At 70.2% G+C, this 23,970-nt stretch carries 25 protein-coding genes and 1 pseudogene; 18 read left to right on the plus strand and 8 right to left on the minus strand.

The genetic code is table 11. The annotated features are described in order from the left end of the window. The first annotated feature begins 65 nt into the window (after positions 1-65). Positions 66-1,307, plus strand: coding sequence for an MFS transporter (locus BFN33_RS42525; RefSeq protein WP_069765581.1), 1,242 nt, complete (start codon positions 66-68; stop codon positions 1,305-1,307). An 8-nt stretch (positions 1,308-1,315) separates the two neighbouring features. On the opposite strand, the gene BFN33_RS42530 is transcribed toward BFN33_RS42525, so the two are convergent. Continuing rightward, positions 1,316-1,912 (minus strand): PepSY domain-containing protein, encoded by a 597-nt coding sequence (locus BFN33_RS42530; RefSeq protein ID WP_069765582.1) that lies wholly within the window; start codon positions 1,910-1,912, stop codon positions 1,316-1,318. A gap of 125 nt (positions 1,913-2,037) precedes the next feature. Here BFN33_RS42530 and BFN33_RS42535 point away from each other — a divergent pair, with 125 nt between their 5' ends. Together BFN33_RS42535 and BFN33_RS42540 are read left to right on the plus strand one after the other, a co-directional pair. Continuing rightward, positions 2,038-2,706 (plus strand): response regulator transcription factor, encoded by a 669-nt coding sequence (locus BFN33_RS42535; protein ID WP_069765583.1) that lies wholly within the window; start codon positions 2,038-2,040, stop codon positions 2,704-2,706. Next, a complete protein-coding gene (locus tag BFN33_RS42540; RefSeq protein ID WP_069765584.1) occupies positions 2,703-4,088 on the plus strand; it encodes a cell wall metabolism sensor histidine kinase WalK in 1,386 nt (461 codons plus the stop codon). Before BFN33_RS42535 ends, BFN33_RS42540 begins: the two co-directional genes overlap by 4 nt. A gap of 13 nt (positions 4,089-4,101) precedes the next feature. Here the strand turns inward: BFN33_RS42540 and BFN33_RS42545 are convergent, their stop codons facing one another. From BFN33_RS42545 to BFN33_RS42560, 4 genes are all read right to left on the minus strand, one after another. Then, complete coding sequence (locus BFN33_RS42545) at positions 4,102-4,578, minus strand: MarR family winged helix-turn-helix transcriptional regulator (RefSeq protein ID WP_069765585.1); 477 nt, start codon at positions 4,576-4,578, stop codon at positions 4,102-4,104. A gap of 92 nt (positions 4,579-4,670) precedes the next feature. Then, positions 4,671-5,468, minus strand: coding sequence for an AIM24 family protein (locus tag BFN33_RS42550; protein WP_069765586.1), 798 nt, complete (start codon positions 5,466-5,468; stop codon positions 4,671-4,673). After that, positions 5,465-6,115: an AIM24 family protein gene (locus tag BFN33_RS42555; protein WP_069765587.1), complete on the minus strand. Its 651-nt coding sequence runs from the start codon at positions 6,113-6,115 to the stop codon at positions 5,465-5,467. Before BFN33_RS42555 ends, BFN33_RS42550 begins: the two co-directional genes overlap by 4 nt. A gap of 1 nt (position 6,116) precedes the next feature. Beyond that, entirely contained in the window at positions 6,117-6,749 is a 633-nt protein-coding gene (locus BFN33_RS42560) for an AIM24 family protein (protein ID WP_069765656.1), read from the minus strand. 502 nt (positions 6,750-7,251) lie between these two features. On the opposite strand from BFN33_RS42560, the gene BFN33_RS42565 reads away from it, so the two are divergent. From BFN33_RS42565 to BFN33_RS42605, 9 genes are all read left to right on the plus strand, one after another. Next, the gene (locus tag BFN33_RS42565; RefSeq protein ID WP_069765588.1) at positions 7,252-7,602 is read left to right on the plus strand and encodes a DUF3817 domain-containing protein; all 351 of its coding nucleotides are present in this window, start codon (positions 7,252-7,254) and stop codon (positions 7,600-7,602) included. Continuing rightward, positions 7,599-7,892, plus strand: a complete 294-nt coding sequence (locus tag BFN33_RS42570) for an MTH1187 family thiamine-binding protein (RefSeq protein ID WP_069765589.1) — start codon at positions 7,599-7,601, stop codon at positions 7,890-7,892. Before BFN33_RS42565 ends, BFN33_RS42570 begins: the two co-directional genes overlap by 4 nt. Positions 7,893-8,033: 141 nt before the next feature. Beyond that, entirely contained in the window at positions 8,034-8,786 is a 753-nt protein-coding gene (locus tag BFN33_RS42575; RefSeq protein ID WP_069765590.1) for a hypothetical protein, read from the plus strand. Beyond that, a complete protein-coding gene (locus BFN33_RS42580; protein WP_069765591.1) occupies positions 8,783-9,463 on the plus strand; it encodes a DUF4166 domain-containing protein in 681 nt (226 codons plus the stop codon). Before BFN33_RS42575 ends, BFN33_RS42580 begins: the two co-directional genes overlap by 4 nt. Then, the gene (locus tag BFN33_RS42585; protein WP_069765592.1) at positions 9,460-10,110 is read left to right on the plus strand and encodes a TetR/AcrR family transcriptional regulator; all 651 of its coding nucleotides are present in this window, start codon (positions 9,460-9,462) and stop codon (positions 10,108-10,110) included. Before BFN33_RS42580 ends, BFN33_RS42585 begins: the two co-directional genes overlap by 4 nt. A gap of 31 nt (positions 10,111-10,141) precedes the next feature. Continuing rightward, entirely contained in the window at positions 10,142-11,050 is a 909-nt protein-coding gene (locus tag BFN33_RS42590; protein ID WP_069765593.1) for an SMP-30/gluconolactonase/LRE family protein, read from the plus strand. A 558-nt stretch (positions 11,051-11,608) separates the two neighbouring features. Next, complete coding sequence (locus BFN33_RS42595; RefSeq protein ID WP_069765594.1) at positions 11,609-12,118, plus strand: MarR family winged helix-turn-helix transcriptional regulator; 510 nt, start codon at positions 11,609-11,611, stop codon at positions 12,116-12,118. 43 nt (positions 12,119-12,161) lie between these two features. Continuing rightward, positions 12,162-12,500 (plus strand): DUF3817 domain-containing protein, encoded by a 339-nt coding sequence (locus tag BFN33_RS42600; RefSeq protein ID WP_069765595.1) that lies wholly within the window; start codon positions 12,162-12,164, stop codon positions 12,498-12,500. A 75-nt stretch (positions 12,501-12,575) separates the two neighbouring features. Next, positions 12,576-14,276 carry a methylmalonyl-CoA mutase gene (locus BFN33_RS42605; RefSeq protein WP_069765596.1) on the plus strand — a complete coding sequence of 567 codons (1,701 nt, stop codon included), beginning with the start codon at positions 12,576-12,578 and terminating at the stop codon, positions 14,274-14,276. 15 nt (positions 14,277-14,291) lie between these two features. Here BFN33_RS42605 and BFN33_RS42610 read toward each other — a convergent pair whose 3' ends face one another. Beyond that, on the minus strand, positions 14,292-14,918 hold the full coding sequence (locus tag BFN33_RS42610; protein WP_069765597.1) for a TetR/AcrR family transcriptional regulator: 627 nt from the start codon (positions 14,916-14,918) through the stop codon (positions 14,292-14,294). A gap of 231 nt (positions 14,919-15,149) precedes the next feature. Between BFN33_RS42610 and BFN33_RS42615 the strand changes: the two genes are divergently transcribed. The 6 genes from BFN33_RS42615 (at position 15,150) to BFN33_RS42640 (ending at position 20,536) form a co-directional block, all read left to right on the plus strand. Continuing rightward, the gene (locus BFN33_RS42615; protein WP_069765598.1) at positions 15,150-16,127 is read left to right on the plus strand and encodes a tetratricopeptide repeat protein; all 978 of its coding nucleotides are present in this window, start codon (positions 15,150-15,152) and stop codon (positions 16,125-16,127) included. 664 nt (positions 16,128-16,791) lie between these two features. Then, positions 16,792-17,439, plus strand: a complete 648-nt coding sequence (locus tag BFN33_RS42620; protein ID WP_069765599.1) for a DUF6230 family protein — start codon at positions 16,792-16,794, stop codon at positions 17,437-17,439. Positions 17,440-17,574: 135 nt separating this feature from the next. Then, a complete protein-coding gene (locus BFN33_RS42625; RefSeq protein ID WP_069765600.1) occupies positions 17,575-18,138 on the plus strand; it encodes a DUF6114 domain-containing protein in 564 nt (187 codons plus the stop codon). Then, positions 18,128-19,441 (plus strand): hypothetical protein, encoded by a 1,314-nt coding sequence (locus tag BFN33_RS42630; RefSeq protein WP_069765601.1) that lies wholly within the window; start codon positions 18,128-18,130, stop codon positions 19,439-19,441. The genes BFN33_RS42625 and BFN33_RS42630 overlap by 11 nt, the downstream gene beginning before the upstream one ends. A gap of 361 nt (positions 19,442-19,802) precedes the next feature. Further along, positions 19,803-19,961: a hypothetical protein gene (locus BFN33_RS53490; RefSeq protein WP_176742609.1), complete on the plus strand. Its 159-nt coding sequence runs from the start codon at positions 19,803-19,805 to the stop codon at positions 19,959-19,961. After that, positions 19,958-20,536, plus strand: a complete 579-nt coding sequence (locus BFN33_RS42640) for a hypothetical protein (protein WP_069765603.1) — start codon at positions 19,958-19,960, stop codon at positions 20,534-20,536. The genes BFN33_RS53490 and BFN33_RS42640 overlap by 4 nt, the downstream gene beginning before the upstream one ends. Before the next feature lie 6 nt (positions 20,537-20,542). On the opposite strand, the pseudogene BFN33_RS42645 reads toward BFN33_RS42640, so the two are convergent. Both BFN33_RS42645 and pyk read right to left on the minus strand, forming a co-directional pair. Further along, positions 20,543-22,173 (minus strand): annotated as a pseudogene (locus BFN33_RS42645) (IS200/IS605 family accessory protein TnpB-related protein). A gap of 311 nt (positions 22,174-22,484) precedes the next feature. Beyond that, a complete protein-coding gene (pyk, locus tag BFN33_RS42650; protein ID WP_069765604.1) occupies positions 22,485-23,912 on the minus strand; it encodes a pyruvate kinase in 1,428 nt (475 codons plus the stop codon). Positions 23,913-23,970 lie beyond the last annotated feature (58 nt).

The raw sequence follows: 23,970 nt of genomic DNA on the forward strand, positions 1-23,970 counted from the left end.
TTCGAGCACACCGCTCCCGTGACTCCTCGGTGTCCCCTGCCACGCCTCCGTCGAGGAACTCACCCATGTCTGCCTCCTATGCGCGGGTGCTGCGCATTCCGCATGCCCGCAGCACCTTCGCCACCGCCCTGCTCGGCAGGCTGTCGTACGGCGTCGTCCCGCTGTCCGTGATGCTCGCCGTGACCCGCGCCTCGGGCTCGTACGCGGTGGCCGGTGCCGTGATGGCACTCTTCGGCGCCACCGTCGTCTTCCTGGCGCCCGCAAGGGCCGCCCTGATCGACCGCTTCGGGCCGCCGCGGGCGCTCGTCCCCATGCTCTCGGCGCACGTCCTGCTGCTCGCCCTGCTCACCGCGGCCGTCTGGCGCCCCGGCGCGCCCCCTGTCCTCCTCGGCACCCTCACCGCCCTCGCGGGAGCCTGCGTCCCGCCGCTCGGACCGACCATGCGGGCCGTGTGGGCACGCCTCGCCCAGGACGACAAGGCGCTGCTGCAGCGGGCGTACAGCCTCGACGGGGTGGCCGAGGAACTCCTCTTCGTCTCGGGCCCGCTGCTGGTGGGCGTCCTCGTCGGGGCCGCCGCGCCGGCCGTGGGGATCGTCGCCGGCGCCGCCCTGATGGTGGCGGGGACGACCGGCTTCGTACGGTCGCCCGTGGTACGGGCAGTGCGTCCCGCGGGCTCTTCTCCACGGCGGTCCAGCGGCGGCCGGCGCGTCCTGCGGCGGGTCGGCCGTCCCGTCGTGGCCGCCGCGGCCGTGGGCGTCGCGCTCGGTGTGCTCGACCTGCTCGTCGTCGTGTTCGCCGAGCGGCATCACCACGGCGGCGCGAGCGTGGCGTGGGTGCTGGCCGCGCTGTCGGCCGGAAGCGCGGTCGGCGGGATACTCAACGGCGCGGTGAACTGGAGAACGCCCGCCAGGACCCGGCTGGCGCTGCTGACGGCCTGCCTGGGCCTCGCGCTCCTCGGCGCCGGGCTCGCACCGGGCCTCGGCACCCTCGCCCTGGTCATGGCGGGCGCCGGGTTCTTCGTGTCGCCCGCCCTCACCACCGCGTATCTCGTCGCCGACGCGGCGGTCGCCCCCGAGTCCCGCACCCAGGCCGGCGCGTGGGTCAACACGGCCGTGAACGCCGGGAGTACGGGCGGAACGGCCGCGGCGGGAGCCCTGGCGGGGCAGCTGCCGGTGGCCGTGTGTTTCGCGGTGACGGGCGGGGCGGTCGCCGTGACGGCGGTGCTGGTCATGGCGAAGGGCGCCCGGGGGAGGGGCGCCCTTCGCGCGGGTGCGGCTCTCGTACGGCCGGGTCGGTCCTCCGTATGACGTCCGGGTCAGTCCTCGTCGCGGTCCTGGGTGACCTTGCCCGAGCCGAGGGCGACCTTCCACTCGCTGTGCCTGCCGTCCTTGACGGTGTCCGCCGTCCAGGCCATGGCGCCGTTGTCGTCGTCGAGGCCGACCTCGGTGACCGTGCCCTTCACGGCGGCGGCCCGCGCGGCCTCGCGGGCGTCGGTCTGCGCGCCCTTCACCGCGGCCAGTTCGGCGCGGTCTTCGCCGTCGTTGTCGTCGTCGGTGTCCCGCTGGGCGCCGAGCACCTTGCCGGAGTCCGGGGCGATCCGCACGTCGTATTCGGTGCCGTCGCCCTTGACGACGGTCACCTCCCACGCGGTGGCGCCGTCGTCGTCGAGGTCGGCCGAGACGGTGGTGCCCGGTGTGTGCCCCAGGGCGGCCGAGATCGCCTCGGCCGCGGTGATGCTGCCGCCGGAGAGCGCCGTACGGTCCTCGGAGGCGTCGTCGTCGGCCCGGGCGCCCGTGTTCGTGTGGCGCTGCGTCGCCGTCGCCGCGTCGTCGCCCGCGGCGAACGCCGCGACGGTGCCGCCGGTGGCCAGCGCGGCGGCGGTGAGGGTGGCGATGACGATGTTGCGCTTCATGAGGATTCCTCCGGAGCCGTTCTGCTTCGTTCGCTTTGGACGACAACCAAGCTGCGGGAGGGGAGCTGAAGGGGACCTGAACCCTCCTGAAGGTGTCTTCAGGTTCCGTTTGCCACCCTGTACGAATGCGCCTGCTGATCGTCGAGGACGAACGCCGCCTCGCCCTGTCCCTGGCCAAGGGCCTGACGGCCGAGGGCTACGCCGTCGACGTCGTCCATGACGGCCGGGAGGGGCTGCACCGGGCCACCGAGGGGTCGTACGACCTGGTGATCCTCGACATCATGCTGCCCGGCCTCAACGGCTACCGGATCTGCGCCGCCCTGCGCGCCGCGGGCCACGAGGTGCCGATCCTGATGCTCACCGCCAAGGACGGCGAGTACGACGAGGCCGAGGGTCTGGACACCGGTGCCGACGACTATCTGACCAAGCCCTTCTCCTACGTCGTCCTGGTGGCCCGGATCAATGCGCTGCTGCGTCGACGCGGGCAGGGCGCCGGGGCGTCGCCGGTGCTGGAACTCGGTGGGCTGAGGATCGACACCGCCGCCCGCCGGGTCTTCCTCGACGGCGACGAGGTCACGCTCACCGCCAAGGAGTTCTCGGTCCTGGAGCAACTCGCGGTGCGGGCCGGCGAGGTGGTCTCCAAGGCGCGGATCCTGGAGCACGTCTGGGACTTCGCGTACGACGGCGACCCCAACATCGTCGAGGTGTACGTCAGCACCCTGCGCCGGAAACTGGACGCGGGCCTCATCCGCACGGTCCGCGGTGCCGGGTACCGGCTGGAGGCCGCGAGATGAGGCGGCTGTTCGGCTCGGTCCGGGCCCGGGCCACGCTGGCCGCGACCGCGGTGGTGGCCGTGGCCCTGGTCGCCGCGGGCGCCGTCGTCCTGCTGTCGCTGCGCAGCAACCTCGCGGGCCAGGCGGACACGGCCGCCGACAGCGCCGCCCGCGACGTGGCGGCGCAGATCGCGCAGGGCGTGCCGTACCGGGAGCTGGACCTGGACGAGGACCATCCGGTCCAGGTGGTCGACCGGGACGGGCGGGTGCTCGCGGTGAGCGAGGATCTGGAGGCCGTCGGCGGCACCGGCGCCCCGGAGGTCACTCCGGTACCGAGCCCCGACGCGGGGCGGGACGACGGGGACGACCCGGAGATCGGCGAGGTCGGCGAGGTCACCTGGCACGGGCAGGGCCGGGCCACCGTGGACGGTGCGAGCGTCGCGTACCGGTTCGCCCAGGTCGAGGTCACGGACCGGAGCGACCGCAAGGTCCGGGTGTACGCCGGTGCCTCGCTCCAGGCCCAGCAGGACGCGGTGCACACCGCCGCCACCGTCATGCTGGTAGGCCTGCCGGTGCTCCTCGCGGTGGTCGCCTGGGTGACCTGGACGGTCACTCGTCGCGCCCTTCGTCCGGTCGAGGCCATCCGCCGGGAAATGGCGGCGATCACCGCCTCCGAGGACCTCGCCCGCCGCGTCCCGGTGCCGGACACCCACGACGAGGTGGCCCGTCTCGCCCGCACCACCAACGAGACGCTGGCCGCGCTGGAGACCTCCGTCGAGCGCAGGCGCCGGTTCGTCGCCGACGCCTCGCACGAGCTGCGCAGCCCGATCGCCTCGCTGCGCACCCAGCTCGAAGTGGCCGCCGCGCACCCCGGGTTGCTGGACCTGGACGGGGCGGTCGAGGACACGGTACGGCTGCAGCACCTCGCGGCGGACCTGCTGTTGCTGGCCCGCCTGGACGCGGGGGAGCGGGACGCCGGCGCGCGGGTCGAGCTGGCGGCACTGGCCCGGGAACGGGCCGCCGGGCGGGCCGGGGTGACGGTGCGGGTCGATGCCGTCGAAGTGGCGGGGTCCCGGGGGCAGTTGCAGCGCGTCCTCGACAACCTGCTGGACAACGCGGAGCGGCACGCGCGGTCGGCGATCGTGGTGACGGTACGACGGGACGGTGACCGGCATGCAGTGGTCGAGGTCGGTGACGACGGCGACGGGGTGCCTGCTGGCGACCGGGAACGGATCTTCGAGCGGTTCGTGCGACTGGACGAGGCGCGGGCCCGGGACGACGGCGGCGCCGGGCTCGGTCTCGCCATCGCCCGTGATGTCGCCGCCCGGCACGGTGGGACGCTGACGGTCCGTGACGCGCCGACAGGCGGAGCTCTGTTCGAACTCCGCCTGCCGATCGCCTGATCGGGCCCCGGTGTCAGGGGCGCCCTCGCTGCCCCCGCAAATGGTCCGCGATCGGCTTGAGGGCCTTGTCCAGTTCTGTCAGGGACTCAGTAGGCACGAGGTCGATGAAGTGCCTCCGCACAGACGCCACATGATGGGGCGCGACCTTCTTCATCGTTTCCATGCCGTGCTCGGTCAGGACCGCGTACAGGCCCCGGCGGTCGGACTCGCAGTTCTCGCGCCGGACCAGGTCCGCGTTCTCCATGCGGGTGATCTGGTGCGAGAGCCGGCTCTTGGACTGGAGGGTGGCGGCGGCGAGATCGCTCATCCGCATCCGTACGCCCTCCGACTCGGAGAGATTGACGAGGATCTCGTAGTCGTTCATCGTCAGGCCGAACGGCTGAAGGTCCCTTTCGAGCTGATACGTCAACAGCCTGTTGACCTCCAGGTGGGTGCGCCAGGCGCACTGCTCCGCATCGGTCAGCCAGCGCGTGGCCGTCTCGGTCTCCATGAATGAAGTCTACCTAAAAGGTTGAAAGGCGAACTAATGAGGGTGGTGTGACTGTGCGCACGCGTTCGATGTCACACTCCGCAGACTACCGCTCACAGCCCGAAGCGACGCTGGAGGTCCCCCAGCTGTCCGGGAAGGCGCGGTGCCCCCGGCTGCTGGGGATGGCCTGCGGGTACCCCCTGGCCACCGGGTACTCCGGCCTGCTGCGGAGTCGCTCCGACGGCCTGCTCGGCCATCAGGACCTCCGTCGACTGGAGCAGTACGGTGCCGGCCCCCACGAACTCGAACTGGTGCTCCTCGCCGGAGGCCCCGCCCAGGCCCGTCATCGCACGTAGACCGCCCATCAGGCCCGCCATGTAGCCGTGGTCGTAGTGGTGGCACGGCGAGGGGCAGTCCGCCCAGCCCACAAGCGCTTGCGGGTCCACCCGGATCGGGGGCTCCATGAACACCACCGGCCCGTTGGAGGCGGCCACGAACTTTCCGGTTCCGATGAGAGTCAGAAAGCCAGGCACGATCGACTGCTTCAGCGCGAGACTTGGCTGAAAAGCGAGCAAGTTGCCCGAGCGAATGGTCAGGTTGCCGTTCTCGAGGTCGTAGGAGTTCACGTCGAAGGCCCGGTCGGCGAGGAGCATCTTGCCCGAGCCCTGCGCCACGACCCAGTCGCTCGCGTGCAGAGGCGAATGGAAGGACGTACGGATGAGACCGTCGAGGCGGCCGTGTCCGATGCCGTTGAAATCCATCTGGCCGTAGTAGGCGATCATCTTCCCCTTCTGCAGGAACCACTGGCTCCCCTTGAGCTCCACGCAGAAGGTGTAGTTGTTGACGTTGTCGTCCGACGGCAGCGTCATGGGGTCGTACACGGTGGGGCCCGCCCCCGGGTAGTGGCTCACAGCTTCTCCTCCGAGGCCTGGACGTACACCACGCCGTTCCCACTGAGCTCCAGTTGGAAGGCCTCGCCGGAGCCGCGGCCCACCATGTCTCGCCAGCCGAGCGCCGTCGACAGCTTGTTGCGGACGTCGCCGTGGTGGGCGACGTAGGCCTGTGGGTCGACGTGGACCGGGCGCTGCGGGGTGACGGGGACCTCGAAGACACCGCCGTGGGCCATGACGGCCACCGAGCCGTGTCCCTTCAGCGTGGTCGTGAAGAGGCCCTGGCCGCTGATCTGGCCGCGCACCATGCCCATGACGCCGCCCTGCGAGCCCATGAACATGGTGCCCTGCTGCAAAGTGCCCTCGAAGGCGAGCAGGCGGTCCGCCTCGACGTACAGGGTGTCGCCGGTGAGGTTGATGATCTGGACGTGGTGGCCGCCGTGTCCGAACAGGACGGTGCCGCTGCCCTCGACGGTCATGAGGGGAGTGTCCTCGTTGGCCACGCGGCGGCCGATCATCGACATGACGCCGCCCTGGCCGCCCTGGAGGTTCGGGGTGAAGGACACCTCGCCCTTGTACGCCAGCATCGCGCCGCGCTGGCTGAACAGCCGCTGGCCCGGCAGGACGGTCGCCTCGACCATCTTGGAGTTGATCTCGGTGAAGGGCATGTCACACATCCCCCGCGATCGTGTTCCGCTCGCTGGGCTGGACGTACACGAGGCCGTCGCCCTCGAAGCGGATCTGGAAGGCCTCGCCGCCGCCCTCGCCCATGAACGTGCGGAACGTCACACCGGACTGGAAGGACTGGTTCAGGTTCCCCTGGTGCGCGATGTACGCGCCGGGGTCGACGGTCAGGGGGTACTGGCGGCTGACCCGCAGGACGACCGCCGGGCCGTCCGACATGATCGCGGCCTGGCCGTGGCCCTCGACCGTGGTCGTGAACAGTCCGTTGCCCTGCGAGGCGCCGCGCAGCCCGGTGAAGCTGGTGCCGGTCCTGAGTCCGCCGTCGGTCGCGAGCAGATTGCTCGACTCCACGTACAGCTTGTCCCCCTGGAGGCTGACGAGGTTGATCTCAGAGGCCCGGTCCGCGAACCAGCACGTCCCGCGCCCGGACACCTCCATCACGGTCATCTGCTCGCCGGTGATGCGCCGGGTGACCATGCCCCGGATCCCCTCACCACCGCCGCTCATCTTCTTGAATGCCATCTGCCCGTCGTACGCGACCATCGAGCCGTTCTTCGCCTTCACGGCGTCCCCGGTCATGTCGACGGCGAGCACCTTGCTGCCTTGAAGTCGAAACATCGCCACGGAGTGAAGGTAGCTGGCGCAAGCCCTTGCCGACAGCACCTGGGGGTGGAGGCGCACCCTGAGAGGTTCCTTAGGGGGCGTAGTGCCGTGCGGCGGCTTGTGCGGGTGCGGGTGCGGGTCGGTGGGGGCGGGCGTTTTTGCGCAGTTCCCCGCGCCCCTGGGTGCCTGCGGCGGCCTGTTTCTGTCCGGTGGGGGTCTTTGTAGCGCGTGCGGGTGTGTGGTGGGTCGGGGCCGGGGTGGGGGGTGTCCGTCCTCGGTCCGGCGGTTCGGCTGCTTCAACAGTGCTCGGTGACGGACGCCGGCCGCTGCGGGCGGACACCCCCCACCCCGGCCCCTGCGCGCCGTACGCGGCTGTACGTGCGTGCACCTGTCCGACCCAGGGGCGCGGGGAACTGTCGGACCCCGTGCCGCGGCTTCCGGGATCGTTTGTCACAATGGGCGAACGCTTGTGCGTGCGTTCACAAACTGTCGACGTACCTCCCACCGAAGGTGACCCGTGGACCTCAAGACAGCCTCCGCCATCCGACGACTCCGCCTGGTCTCCGCTCCCGAGGCGGTCTCGTTCCTGCTCCTGCTCGTCTGCTCGGTGCTGAAGCGGACCACGGACTTCAACGCCGTGCCGGTGATGGGCATGGTCCACGGCGTCCTGTTCATCCTGTACGTGATCTTCTGGCTCGACGCCTGGAACCGCACCAAGTGGTCCGCGAAGACGGGCATCTGGTTCTTCGTGCTCTCCGTGCTGCCCACGGGTGGCTTCTTCGCCGAGCGCAGGCTCAAGCGTGAGGCCGAGGACGCTGTCATCGCCTCGCGCGCCCGCACGGCGAAGGAAGGGGTGGTGGGCGCATGATCGTCGCTTTCTCCGTGACCCCGCTGGGGGTCGGCGAGGACGTGGGTGAGTATGTCGCCGACGCCGTGCGGGTCGTCCGGGAGTCGGGGCTGCCGAACCGCACCGACGCCATGTTCACCTCGATCGAAGGTGAGTGGGACGAGGTCATGGAGGTCGTCAAGCGTGCCGTGGCCGCCGTGGAGGCGCGGGCGCCGCGCGTCTCGCTGGTGCTCAAGGCGGACGTCCGCCCCGGAGTGACGGACGGTCTGACCTCCAAGGTGGAGACGGTGGAGCGGCACCTCGCCGACTGACCCGGCCTCACCACGAACCCCGGCCCGCGCGGGCCGGGGTTTTCTCGTGCCTCCTGTTTGAGCGATCGCTCAAAAGCGTGTACGTTCGTCCTCGGATTGTTTGAGCAGTCGCTCAAATTGCGGGCTCGCCTGGGGGATTCAATGGGGCTCTACATCGAGGCACGCATTCGCGCCGATCTCGACGATCTCTGGACCCGGACGCAGGAGCCGTCCCAGCACCAGCGCTGGGACCTCCGCTTCACTCAGATCGCCTACCTCCCGCGCGCGGAGGGCGAGCCGCAGCGCTTCCGGTACGCCACGCGCGTGCTGCCCGGTCTCACCGTCGCCGGTACCGGGGTCTCCGCGGGGGAGCGGGAACGCCCCGACGGCACCCGTACCTCCGCCCTGCGCTTCTCCTCCCCGCACCCGCTCTCGCTCCTGGCGGAGGGCAGCGGCTACTGGCGCTACCTCCCCGACGGCGACGGCGTCACCTTCCTCACCGGATACGACTACCGCACGCGCTGGGGCCGTGTCGGCGCCGTGGCCGACCGCCTGCTCTTCCGCCCCCTGATCGGCTGGGCGACGGCCTGGTCCTTCGACCGGCTGCGCCTGTGGCTGGAGCGCGGGATCACCCCGGAGCGCGCGCTGCGGTACTGGCTCGCGGAGCTCCTCGTCCGCGCCCTCGTCGTGATCGCCGGCGCCACCGGACTCGGCCTGGAGCGCCTCCTGCACCTCTTCGGCCCCCTGGCGGCGTCGATGGCCTACCTCTCGCCCCTGTTCCTCGCCGTCGTCATCTCGCTGGCCCTGTTCACGCCACCCCTGCCCGGCACCCCGGCCGCCCGCCGCTGTCTGCGCCGGCCCGCCACGCGCGTGCGTGCGCCGCGTGTCCTTCGTACCCTGGAGACCCCGCGATGACCTCGATGTTCCGCACCGTGATGGGCGCCGACTTCGACCGCCTGCACCCCCAGCTCCAGCGCCGCTTCTCGGTCGGCCTGACGACCGGTGAGGCGTGCACCGGCCGGGGTGTGATGGACCGCGTCTGGCACGGCGGGGCCTTCGTGAAGCCCTTCCTGGCCCTCGGGGCGACCCGCAACATCCTGGTGCCGAGACCGGGGCGGAGCGTGCCGTTCGTGATCGAGAACGTTCCCTACGCGGACACCTACGGTCGTGAGACGGTGACCTTCGTGCGCACCTTCCACCTGCCCGGCCGTCCCCACCGCTTCGACGCCCAGATGGTGCTGAGCCCCAAGGGAGACCGCGTCCTCGACTACCTCGGCACCCACCAGCACCTGGCCAGCGAGCTTCACTTCCACGCCGAGCCCGACGGCTCGCTGCTGATCCGCTCCGGGGAGCACCGGTTCCGGGAGGGCGTGGTGGACGTCCGGGTGCCCGAGCTGATCGGCGCGACGGCGGAGGTGCGGGAGTCGTACGACGACAAGGCAGGTCGTTTCCGCATCCGGGTCCGGGTCGTCAACCGGTACTTCGGCCCGCTGTTCGGTTACGAGGGCTCCTTCGAGGCGACGTACAGCGACATCGCGACATGCGGAGTGCGCCCCGGCCTGCGGCCCGTGCGCGAGGAGGTGCGCGCGTGAGTCCCGAGTCCGCGAAGTCCCTGGAGACGAAGGCCAAACTCCTGGAGGGCGCCCTGCGTGTCCTCACCGAACAGGGCATCGCCAAGACCTCCGCCCGTACGGTCGCGGCGGCCGCCGGGGTCAATCAGGCGCTGGTCTTCTACCACTTCGGCTCGGTCGACGAACTCCTCGCGGCGGCCTGCCGCTACGGCGCGGAGCGCGCGGTGGCCCGCTACCGGGAGCGGCTGGCCGCCGTGACCTCGCTGTCCGAACTCCTCGCGGTGGGACGCAAGGTCCACGAGGAGGAGCGCGCCGGAGGCCACGTGGCCCTCCTCGGCCAGCTGCTGGCCGGCGCCCAGACCCACGCCACCCTCGGCCCGGCCACCGCGGCGGGCCTGGAGCTGTGGATGGCCGAGATCGAGAAGGTCCTCACCAGAGTCCTCGCCGCCACGCCTTTCGGTGAGTTCGCCGACCCCGCGGGCCTGGCCCGGGCGGTGGCCGCCTCCTTCGTGGGCATCGAGCTGTACGAAGGGGTCGACGCCCCCGGCGCCACCGCGGCCCTGGACGCCCTGGAGCAACTCGGCGTGCTCGTCGCCGCGCTGGAGGACCTGGGCCCGGTCGCCCAGCGCGCGGTGCGCCACCACCTGCGCAGGACCGGCCGCCGCTGACCCGTCCCGCCCCCGACCCGAGGAGGACACCATGCCCGGCTCCGACAGCCTCTACGAGATCCTGGACGACCGCTTCCGTCCCTGTACCAACGGCGACAGCAGGCTGGAGGTCCTGTACGACGGCTGCCGCTGGGCCGAGGGACCCCTGTACCTGCCCGCCTGGCGGCAGCTGATCTGGAGCGACATCCCGAACGACCGCCTCCTGCGCTGGGACGAGGCCACCGGCACGGTCGGGGTCTTCCGCACCCCGGCGGGCAACACCAACGGCAACACCGTCGACGCCCAGGGCCGCCTCGTCAGCTGCGAACAGGGCAACCGCCGCGTCACCCGAACCGAGCCCGACGGCACGGTGACCGTGCTGGCCGAGCGCTATCAGGGCAAGCGCCTGAACAGCCCGAACGACTCCGTCGTACGCTCCGACGGCACGATCTGGTTCTCCGACCCGGACTTCGGGATCCTCAGCGACTACGAGGGGCACCGTGCCGAGTCCGAGATCGGCGCGTGCCATGTGTACCGGATCGATCCGGCCACGGGCGAGGTATGTCTCGCCGCCGACGGGCTGGACGGGCCCAACGGCGTGATCCTCTCCGCCGACGAGCAGCGGTTGTACGTCTCCGACTCGCGGGCGGCCCGGATCCACGAGTACGACATCCACGCCGACGGCACACTCTCGGACGGCAAGGTCTTCGCCGAGGCCCGCGGGGGCGTCCACTTCGACAACATCCGCTTCGACGACGAGGGCCGACTGTGGGCCGCCGCCCTGGACGACGGCATCCACTGCTACGACCCCGACGGCACGCTGATCGGCCGCATCCGCGTCCCGGACCGGGTGGCCAACGTGACGTTCGGCGGACCGAAGGGGAACCGCATGTTCGTCGCGGCCACGACATCCCTGTACTCCCTGGTGATGTCGGTGACGGGTTGCGTGCGCGGGGCTTAGGCCGGGCGCCTACGGGGGTGCCGGGTGAGGTTGTCGGGCGGCTGCGGGCCGGTGGGGGCTGGTCGCGCAGTTCCCCGCGCCCCTGGGAAGTTGCAGTCGCCCGGCCGCAACGGACCGATCTCCACCTCACGCACCACGATGGGCTGTTGGCCGCACCGCGCACCACGATGGGCTGTTGGCCGCACCGCGCACCACGATGGGCTGTTGGCCGCACCGCGCACCACGATGGGCCGTTGGCCGCGTACGGCGCGCAGGGGGCGGGGTGGGGGGTGTCCGCCCGCAGCGGCCGGCGTCCGTTACCGAGCACTACTCAAGACGCAGCAACCGCCGGACCGAGGACGGACACCCCCCACCCCGGCCCCGACCCACCACACACCCGCACGCGCTACACCCGCCCCCACTGGACAGCAGCGGGCCGCCGCAGGCATTCAGGGGCGCGGGGAACTGCGCAAAAACGCCCGCCCCCACCGACCCGCACCCCGCCCCACCGCCGGAGGCAACCGTCTGAAAGGCGAGACGGTGCTGACCACGATGTGACCGGCCGGTAAGGTCGTTGCCGTGCCGAAGCCGCTCAGTCTTCCCTTCGACCCCATCGCCCGCGCCGACGAACTCTGGAAGCAGCGCTGGGGAAACGTGCCGTCCATGGCCGCGATCACCTCGATCATGCGCGCGCACCAGATCCTGCTCGCCGAGGTCGACGCGGTGGTCAAGCCGTACGGGCTGACGTTCGCGCGGTACGAGGCACTGGTGCTGCTCAACTTCTCCAAGGCCGGCGAGCTGCCGATGTCCAAGATCGGCGAGCGGCTCATGGTGCACCCCACCTCGGTCACCAACACCGTGGACCGCCTGGTCAGGTCCGGTCTGGTCGACAAGCGCCCGAACCCCAACGACGGCCGCGGCACCCTCGCCTCCATCACCGACAAGGGCCGCGAGGCCGTCGAGGCCGCCACGCGGGACCTCATGGCGATGGACTTCGGGCTAGGCGTGTACGACGCCGAGGAGTGCGCGGAGATCTTCGCGATGCTGCGGCCGCTGAGGGTCGCCGCGCACGACTTCGACGAGGACTGACCCGCGGGAAGATCGCCCGGAACGCGTGGTTACGCTCGTAGGCATGAAAAAGAGCGTGCTGACCCGCTACCGCGTCCTGGCCTACGTCACCGGTGTGCTGCTGGTCCTGCTGTGCCTGAGCATGATCGCCAAGTACGGCCTGGACATCGACGGCGCCGCGGACGTCACCCGTGTCGTCGCCATCGCGCACGGCTGGCTGTACGTGGTCTACCTCGTCTTCGCCTTCGACCTGGGTTCCAAGGCGAGGTGGCCCATCCTCAAGCAGGTGTGGGTGCTGCTCGCCGGGACCATTCCGACGGCCGCGTTCTTCGTGGAGCGGAAGATCAGCCGCGAGCTGGAGGGCAAGTTCACCGAAGCGGCTCCGGCGCCCGTCAAGGCGTAACCCGCACCGCCGTACGGCACGCGTACGGCGGTCGTTCTTCGACGTTTACTTGGACGTCCTAGTACCTTCGATGGTATGGACGCTGACGCCATCGAAGAGGGCCGCCGACGCTGGCAGGCCCGGTACGACGCCTCGCGCAAGCGGGAGGCGGACTTCAGCACGCTCTCCGGAGACCCCGTCGAGCCGGTGTACGGGCCACGGCCGGGGGACGCGTACGAGGGCTTCGAGCGGATCGGGTGGCCGGGGGAGTACCCCTTCACGCGCGGGCTGTATCCGACGGGCTACCGGGGGCGGACCTGGACCATCCGCCAGTTCGCCGGGTTCGGCAACGCCGAGCAGACCAACGAGCGGTACAAGAAGATCCTCGCCAACGGAGGCGGCGGCCTGTCGGTCGCCTTCGACATGCCGACGCTGATGGGGCGGGACTCCGACGACCCCCGGTCCCTCGGCGAGGTCGGGCACTGCGGGGTCGCCGTCGACTCGGCGCCGGACATGGAGGTCCTGTTCCAGGACATCCCGCTGGGTGACGTCACGACGTCGATGACGATCAGCGGCCCGGCCGTCCCCGTCTTCTGCATGTACCTGGTCGCGGCCGAGCGGCAGGGCGTGGATCCCGCCGTCCTCAACGGCACGCTCCAGACGGACATCTTCAAGGAGTACATCGCTCAGAAGGAGTGGCTCTTCCAGCCCGAGCCGCATCTGCGCCTGATCGGCGACCTGATGGAGTACTGCGCGGCCGGCATCCCCGCCTACAAGCCGCTGTCCGTCTCCGGCTACCACATCCGTGAGGCCGGTTCGACGGCCGCGCAGGAGCTGGCGTACACGCTCGCGGACGGGTTCGGGTACGTGGAGCTGGGGCTGTCGCGCGGCCTCGACGTCGACGTGTTCGCGCCCGGACTCTCCTTCTTCTTCGACGCGCACGTCGACTTCTTCGAGGAGATCGCCAAGTTCCGGGCGGCGCGGCGCATCTGGGCGCGGTGGATGCGGGACGTGTACGGGGCGCGCTCCGAGAAGGCGCAGTGGCTGCGGTTCCACACCCAGACCGCGGGTGTCTCGCTGACCGCGCAGCAGCCGTACAACAACGTGGTGCGTACGGCGGTCGAGGCGCTGGCCGCGGTCCTGGGCGGCACCAACTCCCTGCACACCAACGCACTGGACGAGACGCTCGCGCTCCCCTCCGAGCAGGCCGCGGAGATCGCACTGCGCACCCAGCAGGTGCTCATGGAGGAGACCGGGGTGGCGAGCGTGGCCGACCCGCTGGGCGGTTCCTGGTTCGTCGAGCAGCTGACGGACCGGATCGAGGCGGAGGCGGAGAAGATCTTCGAGCAGATCAAGGAGCGCGGGCTCAGGGCGCACCCCGACGGGCAGCACCCCATCGGGCCGGTCACCTCCGGCATCCTGCGCGGCATCGAGGACGGCTGGTTCACGGGCGAGATCGCCGAGTCGGCCTTCCGGTACCAACAGGCCCTGGAGAAGGGCGAGAAGAGGGTCGTGGGGGTGAACGTCCACCATGGCTCGGTCACCGGTGATCTGGAGATCCTGCGGGTGAGTCACGAGGTGGAGCGGGAGCAGGTGCGGGTGCTGGGCGCTCGTAAGGCTGCCCGTAACGAGGCGGCGGTGCGAACTGCCCTGGACGGCATGCTCGTTGCCGCCCGCGACGGGTCCAACATGATCGAGCCGATGCTGGACGCGGTGCGGGCCGAGGCGACCCTCGGGGAGATCTGCGGGGTGCTGCGGGACGAGTGGGGGGTGTACACGGAGCCGGCGGGGTTCTGACCCCGCCCGCGCGCCTCAGTCCACGGCCGACCCCGCCAAGCCCGTCAGCAGCACCTGGGTGAAGCCGTGGACCCAGGTCTCGTCCGCCGGTTCCGCGCTGACCAGCGTGCGGTGGACCACCGCTCCCGCCACCATGTCGAAGATCAGGTCGACCGTGCGGGCCGCTTCCGAGGGGTCCGCCTCCGGCGGGAGTTCGCCGCGCGCCTGGGCGCGTTCCCGGCCCTCGAGGACCAGACGTTTCTGCCGGTCGACGATCGACGACCGGATGCGCTCGCGCAGCGCGTCGTCGCGGCACGACTCCGCCACCACCGCCATCAGCCCGTTCTGGGCCTCCGGTCGCGCCAGGATCGCCGCGAACTGCAGGACCACGCCCTCGATGTCCGCGGCGAGGGTCCCGCTGTCGGGGAGTTCGAGTTCGTCGAAGAGTTCGGCCACCGCGTCGACGACGAGCTCGTTCTTGCCGGCCCAACGGCGGTAGAGGGTGGTTTTCGCGACTCCCGCACGGGTAGCCACATCTCCCAGCGTGAGCTTCGACCAGCCCAGCTCCACCAGCGCCGCCCTCGTCGCCGCGAGGATCGCGGTGTCCGCGGCGGCGCTGCGCGGGCGTCCTGTGGCGCGGGGGGCGGGGGTGCGGCTCTGCATCCTCCGACCATAACCGGCGGTTCTCGGTCGCAGTGAGAGAGATCACCGGGGTGGGGTACCGGGCAGGCACTCGGTGCCATTACGCTACGACTCGTAGCGAAAGCTCGCGACGGACGTACGCGAGTGGTGGTACGCACGGCGTGGGGTGGGGACCCGGCGTCAGGGCCGCGCTGCACGACCGGCTTTCACATCGCTTTTCACAGACGCGTTCCCACGGGGGAGGATAGACGCATGCAGCCACGGAACATGTCCATGAGCGGAGTCGTCGACCTCGCCGCGGTGAAGGCGGCCCAGGAGGCCAAGGCGAAGGCGGAGCAGGCGCGCGCCGAAGCCGCACGGCAGGGCGGCGGCCCGGGTGCCGTCTCCCCGGCCGATCTCGTCATCGACGTAGACGAGGCGGGCTTCGAGCGCGATGTCCTGCAGCGGTCCACCGAGGTCCCGGTCGTCATCGACTTCTGGGCCGAGTGGTGCGAGCCCTGCAAGCAGCTGAGCCCCCTCCTGGAGCAGCTCGTCGTCGAGTACAACGGGCGCCTGCTCCTCGCCAAGATCGACGTCGACGCCAACCAGATGCTGATGCAGCAGTTCGGGGTGCAGGGCATCCCGGCCGTGTTCGCCGTCGTCGCCGGCCAGGCCCTGCCGCTCTTCCAGGGCGCGGCAGGCAGGGAGCAGATCCAGCAGACCCTGGACCAGCTGGTGCAGGTCGCCGAGGAGCGCTTCGGGCTGACCGGTCTCGCGGTCGACCCGGACGCCGAGCCGGGCGCCGCCCCGCAGCCCGCGGCCGTTCCCGCGGGACCGTACGACACACTCCTCGAAGCCGCCGTACGCGCCCTGGACGCAGGGGACTTCGGCGGTGCCGTCCAGGCGTACAAGAACGTACTGAGTGACGACCCCGGCAACAGCGAGGCCAAACTGGGGCTCGCCCAGGCCGAGTTGCTCCAGCGGGTGCAGAGCCTCGATCCGCAGCAGGCGCGCAAGGAGGCGGCCGAGAAGCCGGGTGACGCACAGGCGCAGATCGCCGCCGCCGACCTGGATCTGGTCGGCGGTCATGTCGAGGACGCGTTCGGGCGGCTCATCGACACCGTGCAACGCACGGCCGGTGACGAGCGGGACACCGTACGGATTCGGCTACTTGAGCTCTTCGAGGTGGTCGGCGCCGACGACCCGCGGGTCTCGGCGGCCCGTAGGGCCCTCTCCCGCGCCCTGTTCTGAGCGGGGGTCGGAGCGGGGTGCGAGCCCGGTTCTGACCAGTTGCTAAACACGACAGCATGTGTTGCCCGAGTGAAAGATTTGCCGGGACAACGTCACTGCGGCCGCGCTTTACCAAAACTTGGTAAACGCGGCCGCTGTTACTTCCAGTAAGTCAGAGCCCTTGATCTGTCGGTTTCTGTCCATCCATAAACCGCTTTGTCCTCCCCCCGTTTGCCACCCAGCGTCGTCGACCGAGACCAGCGGGTCGTTGTTCGGTTATCCGGCCGTTACTACCGAGTAACGAAGCCCCTTGTGCGGGCGGCGAGAATGCACCACGATCGGCGACGCTCGGTCCTTTCCCGTACCCCGGCAGCCGGTTGGGTGGCGGGATTCCTTGGGTCCCCACCGAGCAGGGCCGGCGGCAGGTGCGCCGGCTCTTGGACAGGGGGGTCTTCGCCCATCCGGCGGAGCCTGTCCAGCAAGGTTGTGCGTGATGCGTGTCAGGCGCGACCAGTGGTTGTGTCGCTCGGGGGTGATCGCCGGTGATCGGTGCGCGGTTCGCGCCTCCGAGTGCGGGCGCTCTCCTTCCCGAGGACGTAGCACTTCTCCCATCCCTGCCCGGCTGAGCCGTCCTTTCGACAGGGGCAGTCAGGGCCAGGAGATGTACGTCCGAGAAGGAGGAAATATGGAGTCCCAGGTGCGTGGCGGGACAAGATGGAAGCGGTTCGCTGTGGTGATGGTGCCCAGCGTTGCCGCCACGGCAGTGATAGGTGTGGCCCTCGCGCAGGGCGCGCTTGCCGCGTCGTTCAGTGTGTCGGGGCAGGAGTTCAAGGTCCGGGCGGGCCAGCTCGTCGGCTACGACATGAACCAGTACGGCTCCATAGACTCGGGCAAGAGTCTTGAGGGCAAGGACGAGGCGCACCCGGTGTCGGTCTCGGCGTTCAGTCACGCCACCATCACCGACATGTGTCAGTCCGTGGTCACCCCGGTTCCGTTCCTGAACAAGTCAGTCACCCTGAAGCTGACCGCGGGTGACAAGGGCACGGACGTCGAGGCCGACCAGATCTACATCGATGTCGCCAACCTCGACGCGGATAATGCCGTGTTCTCGGGCATCAACATCGGCGTCCCGGCTGGGACCACCAGCGGGAACACCCCGAAGCCCAAGAGCGGGGAGAAGGCCAACCCGTTCGGGTTCGCCCAGCAGGCCGACAAGGCCGTGCTGACCGATGTGAAGCAGACGGCGTGGGCCACCACGGCCGGCACCTTCAAGCTCTCCGGTCTCCACATGGGGCTGAGCTGGGGCAGCGGCGCCGGGATCGAGTGCTACTAGGCGCTCAGTGACGGGTGGGGGAGCCGTTACGGTCCCCCGCCCGCCATCTCCCGCCCGTCGCCTTCACATCCCCCCACTTTCTTCATCGCGAAACACCGTCATCAAGAGCAACGCCGCACCAGGGAGCTGTTTTCCATGAGCGCCGAGAGTCCTGCCGCGCCCGGCCAGTTCGCCCACCGGAGGCAGCAGTTCCGCGCCTGGCGGGGCACCCGCCCGTTCTGGGCGGGACTGTTGGTCATGATCGGCGGCCTCCCGATCATGTACTTCCCGTACGCGCACCTCAAGCTCGGTGGCCTGACCATCGCCATGGCCACCACGGCGGGCGCAGGATCCCTGATCATCGGCGTACTGCTCGTCGTCCTGGGCATCACCCTCTGGTTCCAGAAGCACGTACGCACCTTCGCGGGTGTCGCGGCGATCATGCTCGGGCTGGTGTCCCTCCCCGTCTCCAACTTCGGCGGCTTCATCGTCGGCTTCCTGCTCGCGCTGTTCGGCGGGGCGATGGCCGTGGCGTGGGCGCCGGGCGCACCGCCCGCGGAGCAGTCGGCCGAGCAGGACACGACCGGTGAGGACGGCGCTCCCGAGGCCACGGACTACGACACCACGCTCCTGCGGCCGGTGAACCCGGTGGGCGAGCCGAACGATCTGTCAGGAACGAGCCCGGTCAACGGGGCGAACGGGAGGCACAGTGCCGGCTGACGAGGTGACCCACGGGGCTGACGTGGACGCGTCCCGTGCGAGATCCGGGCCCCGCCACGCGGCACCCAAGAAGCCGCTGTTCAACAGGTTCCACGTGCCCGCCGGCAAGGCGATAGCCATGGCGGCGATGCCGACGGCCGTGCTCATGGGCATCGGGTTCACGCCGACGCTCGCGCTGGCCGACGACGCGCCGACCGCGAAGAGCCTGACGGCGGACGAGTACAAGGACTGCGTCGCGGCACTGAGCGGCAGCGCCTCCCCGTCCGCCTCGGCGAGTTCGTCACCGTCCACCGACGACCCCACGGCGACACCGTCCCCGTCGGCCTCCTCCGGCTCGGGGTCGGACTCCGGCTCGGGCTCGGGCTCCTCCTCGTCGGATTCAGGTTCCGACGACAAGGCCACGCCCACGCCGTCCGCCTCCGCCTCGCCGAGCAAGGAGGAGAGCAGTTCCTCCTCCGGCACCGGCAGCTCCGACACCGCCACGCCGTCCCCGTCGGCCTCCGCGAGCGATGACGGCAACCTCCTGACGGACATCGGCGACGCGATCACCGGGATCTTCACGGGCGGTTCCGGCTCCGGCGACGCGTCCAGCGCCAGCCCTACGCCGACCCCCTCGGCCTCGGCGTCCAAGAGCGCGGACGACACCGTCAAGGAGACGACCGACAAGGTCACCGACACGGTGAAGGACACCGTGAAGGACACCACCGACACGGCGTCCAAGGCGGCGACGGACACCACCAAGGCCGTGGAGGACACCACCAAGGCGGCCGCTGAGGCGGCGGCGGACGCCACGGCCTCCCCGAGCCCGTCGGCGAGTGCCGGCACGGACCCGGAGGACTGCCCGGCCGCCACGGACGAAGTGGGCGACACCGAGCCCGGTGTGACGGTGGCGGACAAGGCCTGGACCCTCAAGGCCAGTTCGCTGCTGCTCAAGGGAGCCGACTACCAGGGTGTCGTCAAGGTCAGGACCGCGAGCGGTCAGACCAAGAAGGTGCTGAAGTACGTCATCTCCGGCGGCACCGACATCGGCGACCTCCACCAGACCGTCACCGAGCAGGGCACGACGTACCACGTGCAGGCGGGCAAGGGTACGACGTCCACGATCACCGGCGGCAAGACGATCATGTACACCGAGAGCATCTCCGGCAACCTGCTGGGGCTGATCCCGATCACGTTCAGCCCGGACAGCCCTCCGCCGCTGAACATCCCGCTGATCTACTTCACCAATGTGACGGTCCAGCAGGCCGCCCAGTACGGCGGGACGCTGACCGTGCCCGGCATGAGGCAGTACAGCGAGAGCTGACCACCGCCCACCACCTCACAGACCTTTCCGGGAGCCGCACAACACGCTGAGGGTGCCCTCTTCACAGGGGGCGCCCTCAGCGCGTACACGGCCCCATGGGGACCGCCGAGTCCCTCCCGTAAACCCCTTCAGCTCGCGCCTTGGCGCACGCCGCCAAGGCCGAGTTCCGGCGCATCGCCGCGCAGGAGGCCGGGGCGCAGGCCAAGGCCGCCGCCGAGGGCGCCGCCGCGCAGGCCGCGGGCGGCACGGCGGCCGACAACGAGGGCGCAGCCCTCGCCGCCGAGCGGCTGGGCATCCGCCCGGCCAAGCCGGGTTCCGCGAACTGGGGCAAGTACATCGACATGGACAGCGGAAAGATCAAGTGGGTCAGCTGGCGGGCGGCGGCAAATACTTCGGGCTGGAGATCGACGCCCACAGCGGGTACTTCTTCAAGCCGGGCGACCCGTTCTGGGCCGCGGGCGGCGGTGCCGAACAGCTCGGCGAGGAGATGTTCGAGGTGGCGGGGGTGATGTTCGGGTGACCGGGGCCTTCGAGGACCTCGACCGGCTCGACCTCGACGGCCATGTGCGTCGCTGGTCGGCGCCGGGCGTCGCCACGGTCGACGGAGACGTGAGCCAGTGGATGGCCGCAGCCCAGCAGTTCGCCGCCCGGCTTCAGGTCCGTCCGGACGGGCCGATCCGGCTGACCGAGGAGCAGTGGGGCGAGATCGGGCACGCGTGGGCGGCGCTGCTGACGGCTGCCAAGCGGTCCGTCGGCGAGCAGGGCAACGAGTGGCTGCTACGGGACCTGTGGCTGCGGTCCTGGCTCCTGGACCACATGGGGCCGCGTGCTGGTGTCGCATTGCTCGACCCCGAGGCCGTGCTCGAACGCGCGCTCGCCGCCATGCCCATGTGCGTGGAGGAGGCCGACAGATCGGCCTCGTGGTGGCGGGAGGTGAAACCGGACGACATCCTGACGTTCCGTGAGCGGATCCTGGAGCTTCGGATGATCCGACGTTTGCTCGCCACGGTGAGGCCGCTGGCCGCGCATCTCGCGGATCATCCCCGTTGGAGCGAGGTCGAGGAGTGGGCACGGGTGGCTGAAGCACTGCCGTAACCGTTTCTAATCAGTGAGCAGGAGTGGGTCTTGGACCCATATCTGGTCACTGCGGACATCCCGAACGGTGTTGGATGTCCTGGTCGCCCGCTTTCGCTCCGTGTCCGGTGACATGGATCCGTCCGTGGTCCGGGGATACGGGGGCGGGTTTCCTCACGCCTGCGGGTGTCCGGTCGGGCCTGGACGGTCCGATGCCCACGACGATCACTCTGGTCGCCGTGGGGCGGTGTCGTCCGTCGCCGGATCGGATGTCCGAGGGCGCGTCGCCCGATCGCGATGCTTGCCGCATCGTGCCGGGAAATCTTGCGGGTAGGGGTGGTCAGCGGTTTCTGCCAGTGCTGCGCGCCCCAGCGGGAGGTGTAGGCGGGGTCGACCGCCACGACGGCGACGTCCTGCTCGGCGGCCATCGACACCAGCCGGGCTTTGAGTTTGGCGGTGGGGAAGCGGGAGAGGAGGCGGCGGAAACGCTTGTTGTGGCCGTGCTGCTCGCGACTGGTGCCGTCGGTGAAGTCGAGGTCCTCGATGGCGATCGCGGCGGCCCCGCAACGCCGGGCGTGGTGCAGCAGCCGGGTCAGCGTGTGCCGGATCTGCGCGTCCCGATGCTGGGTGCTGCCGGTGAGGTCGTAGAAGAAGCGCTGCGGCTCGCCGACCGGGTTGCCGTGTACATCGAGGTGCCAGGCGGCGAGGTGGTCGTCGTTCATGTCCACCCCCACTACCCCCCGCGCCAGCGCCACCTGAAGCGGCAGCAGCGGAGCGGCGGCGCGCTGCCAGGACGCGGTGATGTACCAGCGGCCGCGCCCGGTGTCGTGGTGGATGCGGTAGGCCATCGCCCGGTTGACGGTGACCCGGTCCAGCCACTCCGCGCCGCGGTACTGGAATCGTACGGTGGCGTCGAGGAGGTAGCGGCCGTGCGGGGCGTTGGCCAGGTGGGCCAGCGGGGCCGGGAGCTTGAGGGAGACCTGTCCGGTCTCGGTGACGCGGATCGTTTCGTTGCCGAAGCGTTTGCCGGACTCGCCATCGGCGGCCAGGAACATCCGCTCCGCCTGCCAGCGCTCCCGCCACACCTGCTCGTCCAGTCCGGCCGCCGCAAGGTGGTGGCGGGTGTTCGCGAGGCGTTTGCCGCCGCGCACCACGTGTACCCGGCCCGCCGCCCGGTCCGCCTCCATCACCGCGAGGCGGTCCTTGAGCATCTGCAGGCGGCGAGATTTGGCGTGCCACTCGCCCCGCGTGGCATACCCGCGCGCCAGCCCTGCCCGCTTGTCGGCCTTGGCCCCCAAGGGCCGGGCCAGCCGCGCCTCGATGGAGGCGATCTGCCTGCGCAGCCAGGCCATGTGGGCGGCCTGCCCGCGCCGGGCCAGCGCCCACTGGTCGTGGCTGGCCTTGGTGATACTGCCCGCCCAGCGCGCCGACGACCTCCCTGTCAGCGACCTTTTGCGCACCGCCCAGGAGGCCGCATCATGTGCCAGCCTCTGTCGGGAGCGCTCTGCGAGATCCCCGGCCGCCAGCGAACCCAGGAACACGCCGACCTCAGCCAGCACCGCCGCATCCGCATCCGACACCCGCAGCCGGTCCCGGATGGCCACCCCGGCCGGACCGGGCACCACGAACGACGCCGCCAGCTCCCGCAACCCGCCCACCCCGTCACCCCCGCCCGGCCGAAGAACTCCGTCACGGCAGTCAACGAGCAGGCCCAGCAAAGGTCACCCATTCGACCCAAGAACTCCCGTTCCCACGCGAGAACGAAGGCCCACAACGCATCCCTCAAGCGGAGAAGACCCTCCCGAACCAACCGCGCCCAGCCGCCGCACGGCACCCCAGCGCGCACTCACACTCACCAGAAGTCACTCCTGCTCAGTACACCAGCAGCAGTTCCCAACCCCCGTCTCCAGCAACGACTGAGGGCGCCCCCCGTCACAGGGGGCGCCCTCACTGCCGTACGGGGAAGGCCCTACTGCGCCGCGCCGCTTAGGTGATGCACCCGCAGCATGTTCGTCGTGCCCGCGACGCCGGGGGGCGAGCCGGCGGTGATGATGACGATCTCGCCCGGGTTGAAGCGGTTGATCTTGGCGATCTCCTGGTCGACCATGTCGACCATCTCGTCCGTGGTGTTCACGAACGGCACCACGTGCGACTCCACGCCCCAGCTGAGCGCCAGCTGGTTGCGGGTGTTCTCGTCGGTGGTGAAGGCGATGATCGGCTGCTGCGCGCGGTAGCGCGACAGGCGCCGGGCGGTGTCGCCGGACTGGGTGAAGGCCACCAGGCCGCGGCCGCCGAGGAAGTCGGCGATCTCGCAGGCCGCGCGGGCCACCGAACCGCCCTGGGTGCGGGGCTTCTTGCCGGGGACCAGCGGCTGCAGGCCCTTCGACATCAGTTCCTGCTCGGCCGCGACGACGATCTTCGACATCGTCTTGACGGTCTCGATCGGGTACGCGCCCACGCTCGACTCCGCCGACAGCATGACCGCGTCCGCGCCGTCCAGGATCGCGTTGGCCACGTCGGAGGCCTCCGCGCGGGTCGGGCGGGAGTTGGTGATCATCGACTCCATCATCTGGGTCGCCACGATCACCGGCTTGGCGTTGCGGCGGCACAGCTCGATGAGGCGCTTCTGCACCATGGGGACCTTCTCGAGCGGGTACTCGACGGCCAGGTCGCCACGGGCCACCATGACGGCGTCGAACGCCATCACGACGCTCTCCATGTTGTCCACCGCCTGCGGCTTCTCCACCTTGGCGATGACGGGGACCCGGCGGCCCTCCTCGTCCATCACGCGGTGGACGTCGTCGACGTCCTTGGCGTCCCGGACGAAGGACAGCGCGACCATGTCGCAGCCCATGCGCAGCGCGAAGCGGAGGTCCTCGATGTCCTTCTCGCTCAGTGCCGGGACGTTCACGGCCGCGCCGGGCAGGTTGATGCCCTTGTGGTCGGAGACGACACCGCCCTCGATGACCATCGTCTTGACCCGCGGGCCCTCGACGTCCAGGACCTTCAGCTCGACGTTGCCGTCGTTGATGAGGATCTGGTCGCCGCGGGAGACGTCACCGGGCAGGCCCTTGTAGGTAGTCCCGCAGATGGTCTTGTCACCGGGGACGTCCTCGGCCGTGATGACGAACTCGTCACCGCGCTCCAGCTCCACCGGACCCTCGGCGAAGGTCTCCAGGCGGATCTTGGGGCCCTGAAGGTCGGCGAGGACACCGATGGCCCGGCCGGTCTCCTTGGCGGCGGCACGGACGCGGTCGTACCGCCCCTGGTGCTCGGCGTGCGAGCCGTGGCTGAAGTTGAAACGGGCCACGTTCATGCCGGCTTCGATCAGCGAGACCAGCATCTCGTGGGAGTCGACCGCGGGGCCGAGAGTACAGACGATTTTCGAACGGCGCATGGGGCGATCCTATCGGTTTGTTTCGCTGCGGAATATTCCGTCTGGCGGAAGATACAAA

It is taken from the genome of Streptomyces sp. LUP47B (assembly GCF_001746295.1).
Lineage (GTDB): Bacteria > Actinomycetota > Actinomycetes > Streptomycetales > Streptomycetaceae > Streptomyces.

Bases quoted from the DNA above. Each gene is read 5' to 3' on its own strand.
- BFN33_RS42525 (WP_069765581.1), top strand. From the start codon at position 66: ATGTCTGCCTCCTATGCGCGGGTGCTGCGCATTCCGCATGCCCGCAGC.
- BFN33_RS42530 (WP_069765582.1), bottom strand. From the start codon at position 1,912: ATGAAGCGCAACATCGTCATCGCCACCCTCACCGCCGCCGCGCTGGCC.
- BFN33_RS42535 (WP_069765583.1), top strand. From the start codon at position 2,038: ATGCGCCTGCTGATCGTCGAGGACGAACGCCGCCTCGCCCTGTCCCTG.
- BFN33_RS42540 (WP_069765584.1), top strand. From the start codon at position 2,703: ATGAGGCGGCTGTTCGGCTCGGTCCGGGCCCGGGCCACGCTGGCCGCG.
- BFN33_RS42545 (WP_069765585.1), bottom strand. From the start codon at position 4,578: ATGGAGACCGAGACGGCCACGCGCTGGCTGACCGATGCGGAGCAGTGC.
- BFN33_RS42555 (WP_069765587.1), bottom strand. From the start codon at position 6,115: ATGCCCTTCACCGAGATCAACTCCAAGATGGTCGAGGCGACCGTCCTG.
- BFN33_RS42560 (WP_069765656.1), bottom strand. From the start codon at position 6,749: ATGTTTCGACTTCAAGGCAGCAAGGTGCTCGCCGTCGACATGACCGGG.
- BFN33_RS42570 (WP_069765589.1), top strand. From the start codon at position 7,599: ATGATCGTCGCTTTCTCCGTGACCCCGCTGGGGGTCGGCGAGGACGTG.
- BFN33_RS42575 (WP_069765590.1), top strand. From the start codon at position 8,034: ATGGGGCTCTACATCGAGGCACGCATTCGCGCCGATCTCGACGATCTC.
- BFN33_RS42580 (WP_069765591.1), top strand. From the start codon at position 8,783: ATGACCTCGATGTTCCGCACCGTGATGGGCGCCGACTTCGACCGCCTG.
- BFN33_RS42590 (WP_069765593.1), top strand. From the start codon at position 10,142: ATGCCCGGCTCCGACAGCCTCTACGAGATCCTGGACGACCGCTTCCGT.
- BFN33_RS42600 (WP_069765595.1), top strand. From the start codon at position 12,162: ATGAAAAAGAGCGTGCTGACCCGCTACCGCGTCCTGGCCTACGTCACC.
- BFN33_RS42605 (WP_069765596.1), top strand. From the start codon at position 12,576: ATGGACGCTGACGCCATCGAAGAGGGCCGCCGACGCTGGCAGGCCCGG.
- BFN33_RS42610 (WP_069765597.1), bottom strand. From the start codon at position 14,918: ATGCAGAGCCGCACCCCCGCCCCCCGCGCCACAGGACGCCCGCGCAGC.
- BFN33_RS42615 (WP_069765598.1), top strand. From the start codon at position 15,150: ATGCAGCCACGGAACATGTCCATGAGCGGAGTCGTCGACCTCGCCGCG.
- BFN33_RS42620 (WP_069765599.1), top strand. From the start codon at position 16,792: ATGGAGTCCCAGGTGCGTGGCGGGACAAGATGGAAGCGGTTCGCTGTG.
- BFN33_RS42625 (WP_069765600.1), top strand. From the start codon at position 17,575: ATGAGCGCCGAGAGTCCTGCCGCGCCCGGCCAGTTCGCCCACCGGAGG.
- pyk (WP_069765604.1), bottom strand. From the start codon at position 23,912: ATGCGCCGTTCGAAAATCGTCTGTACTCTCGGCCCCGCGGTCGACTCC.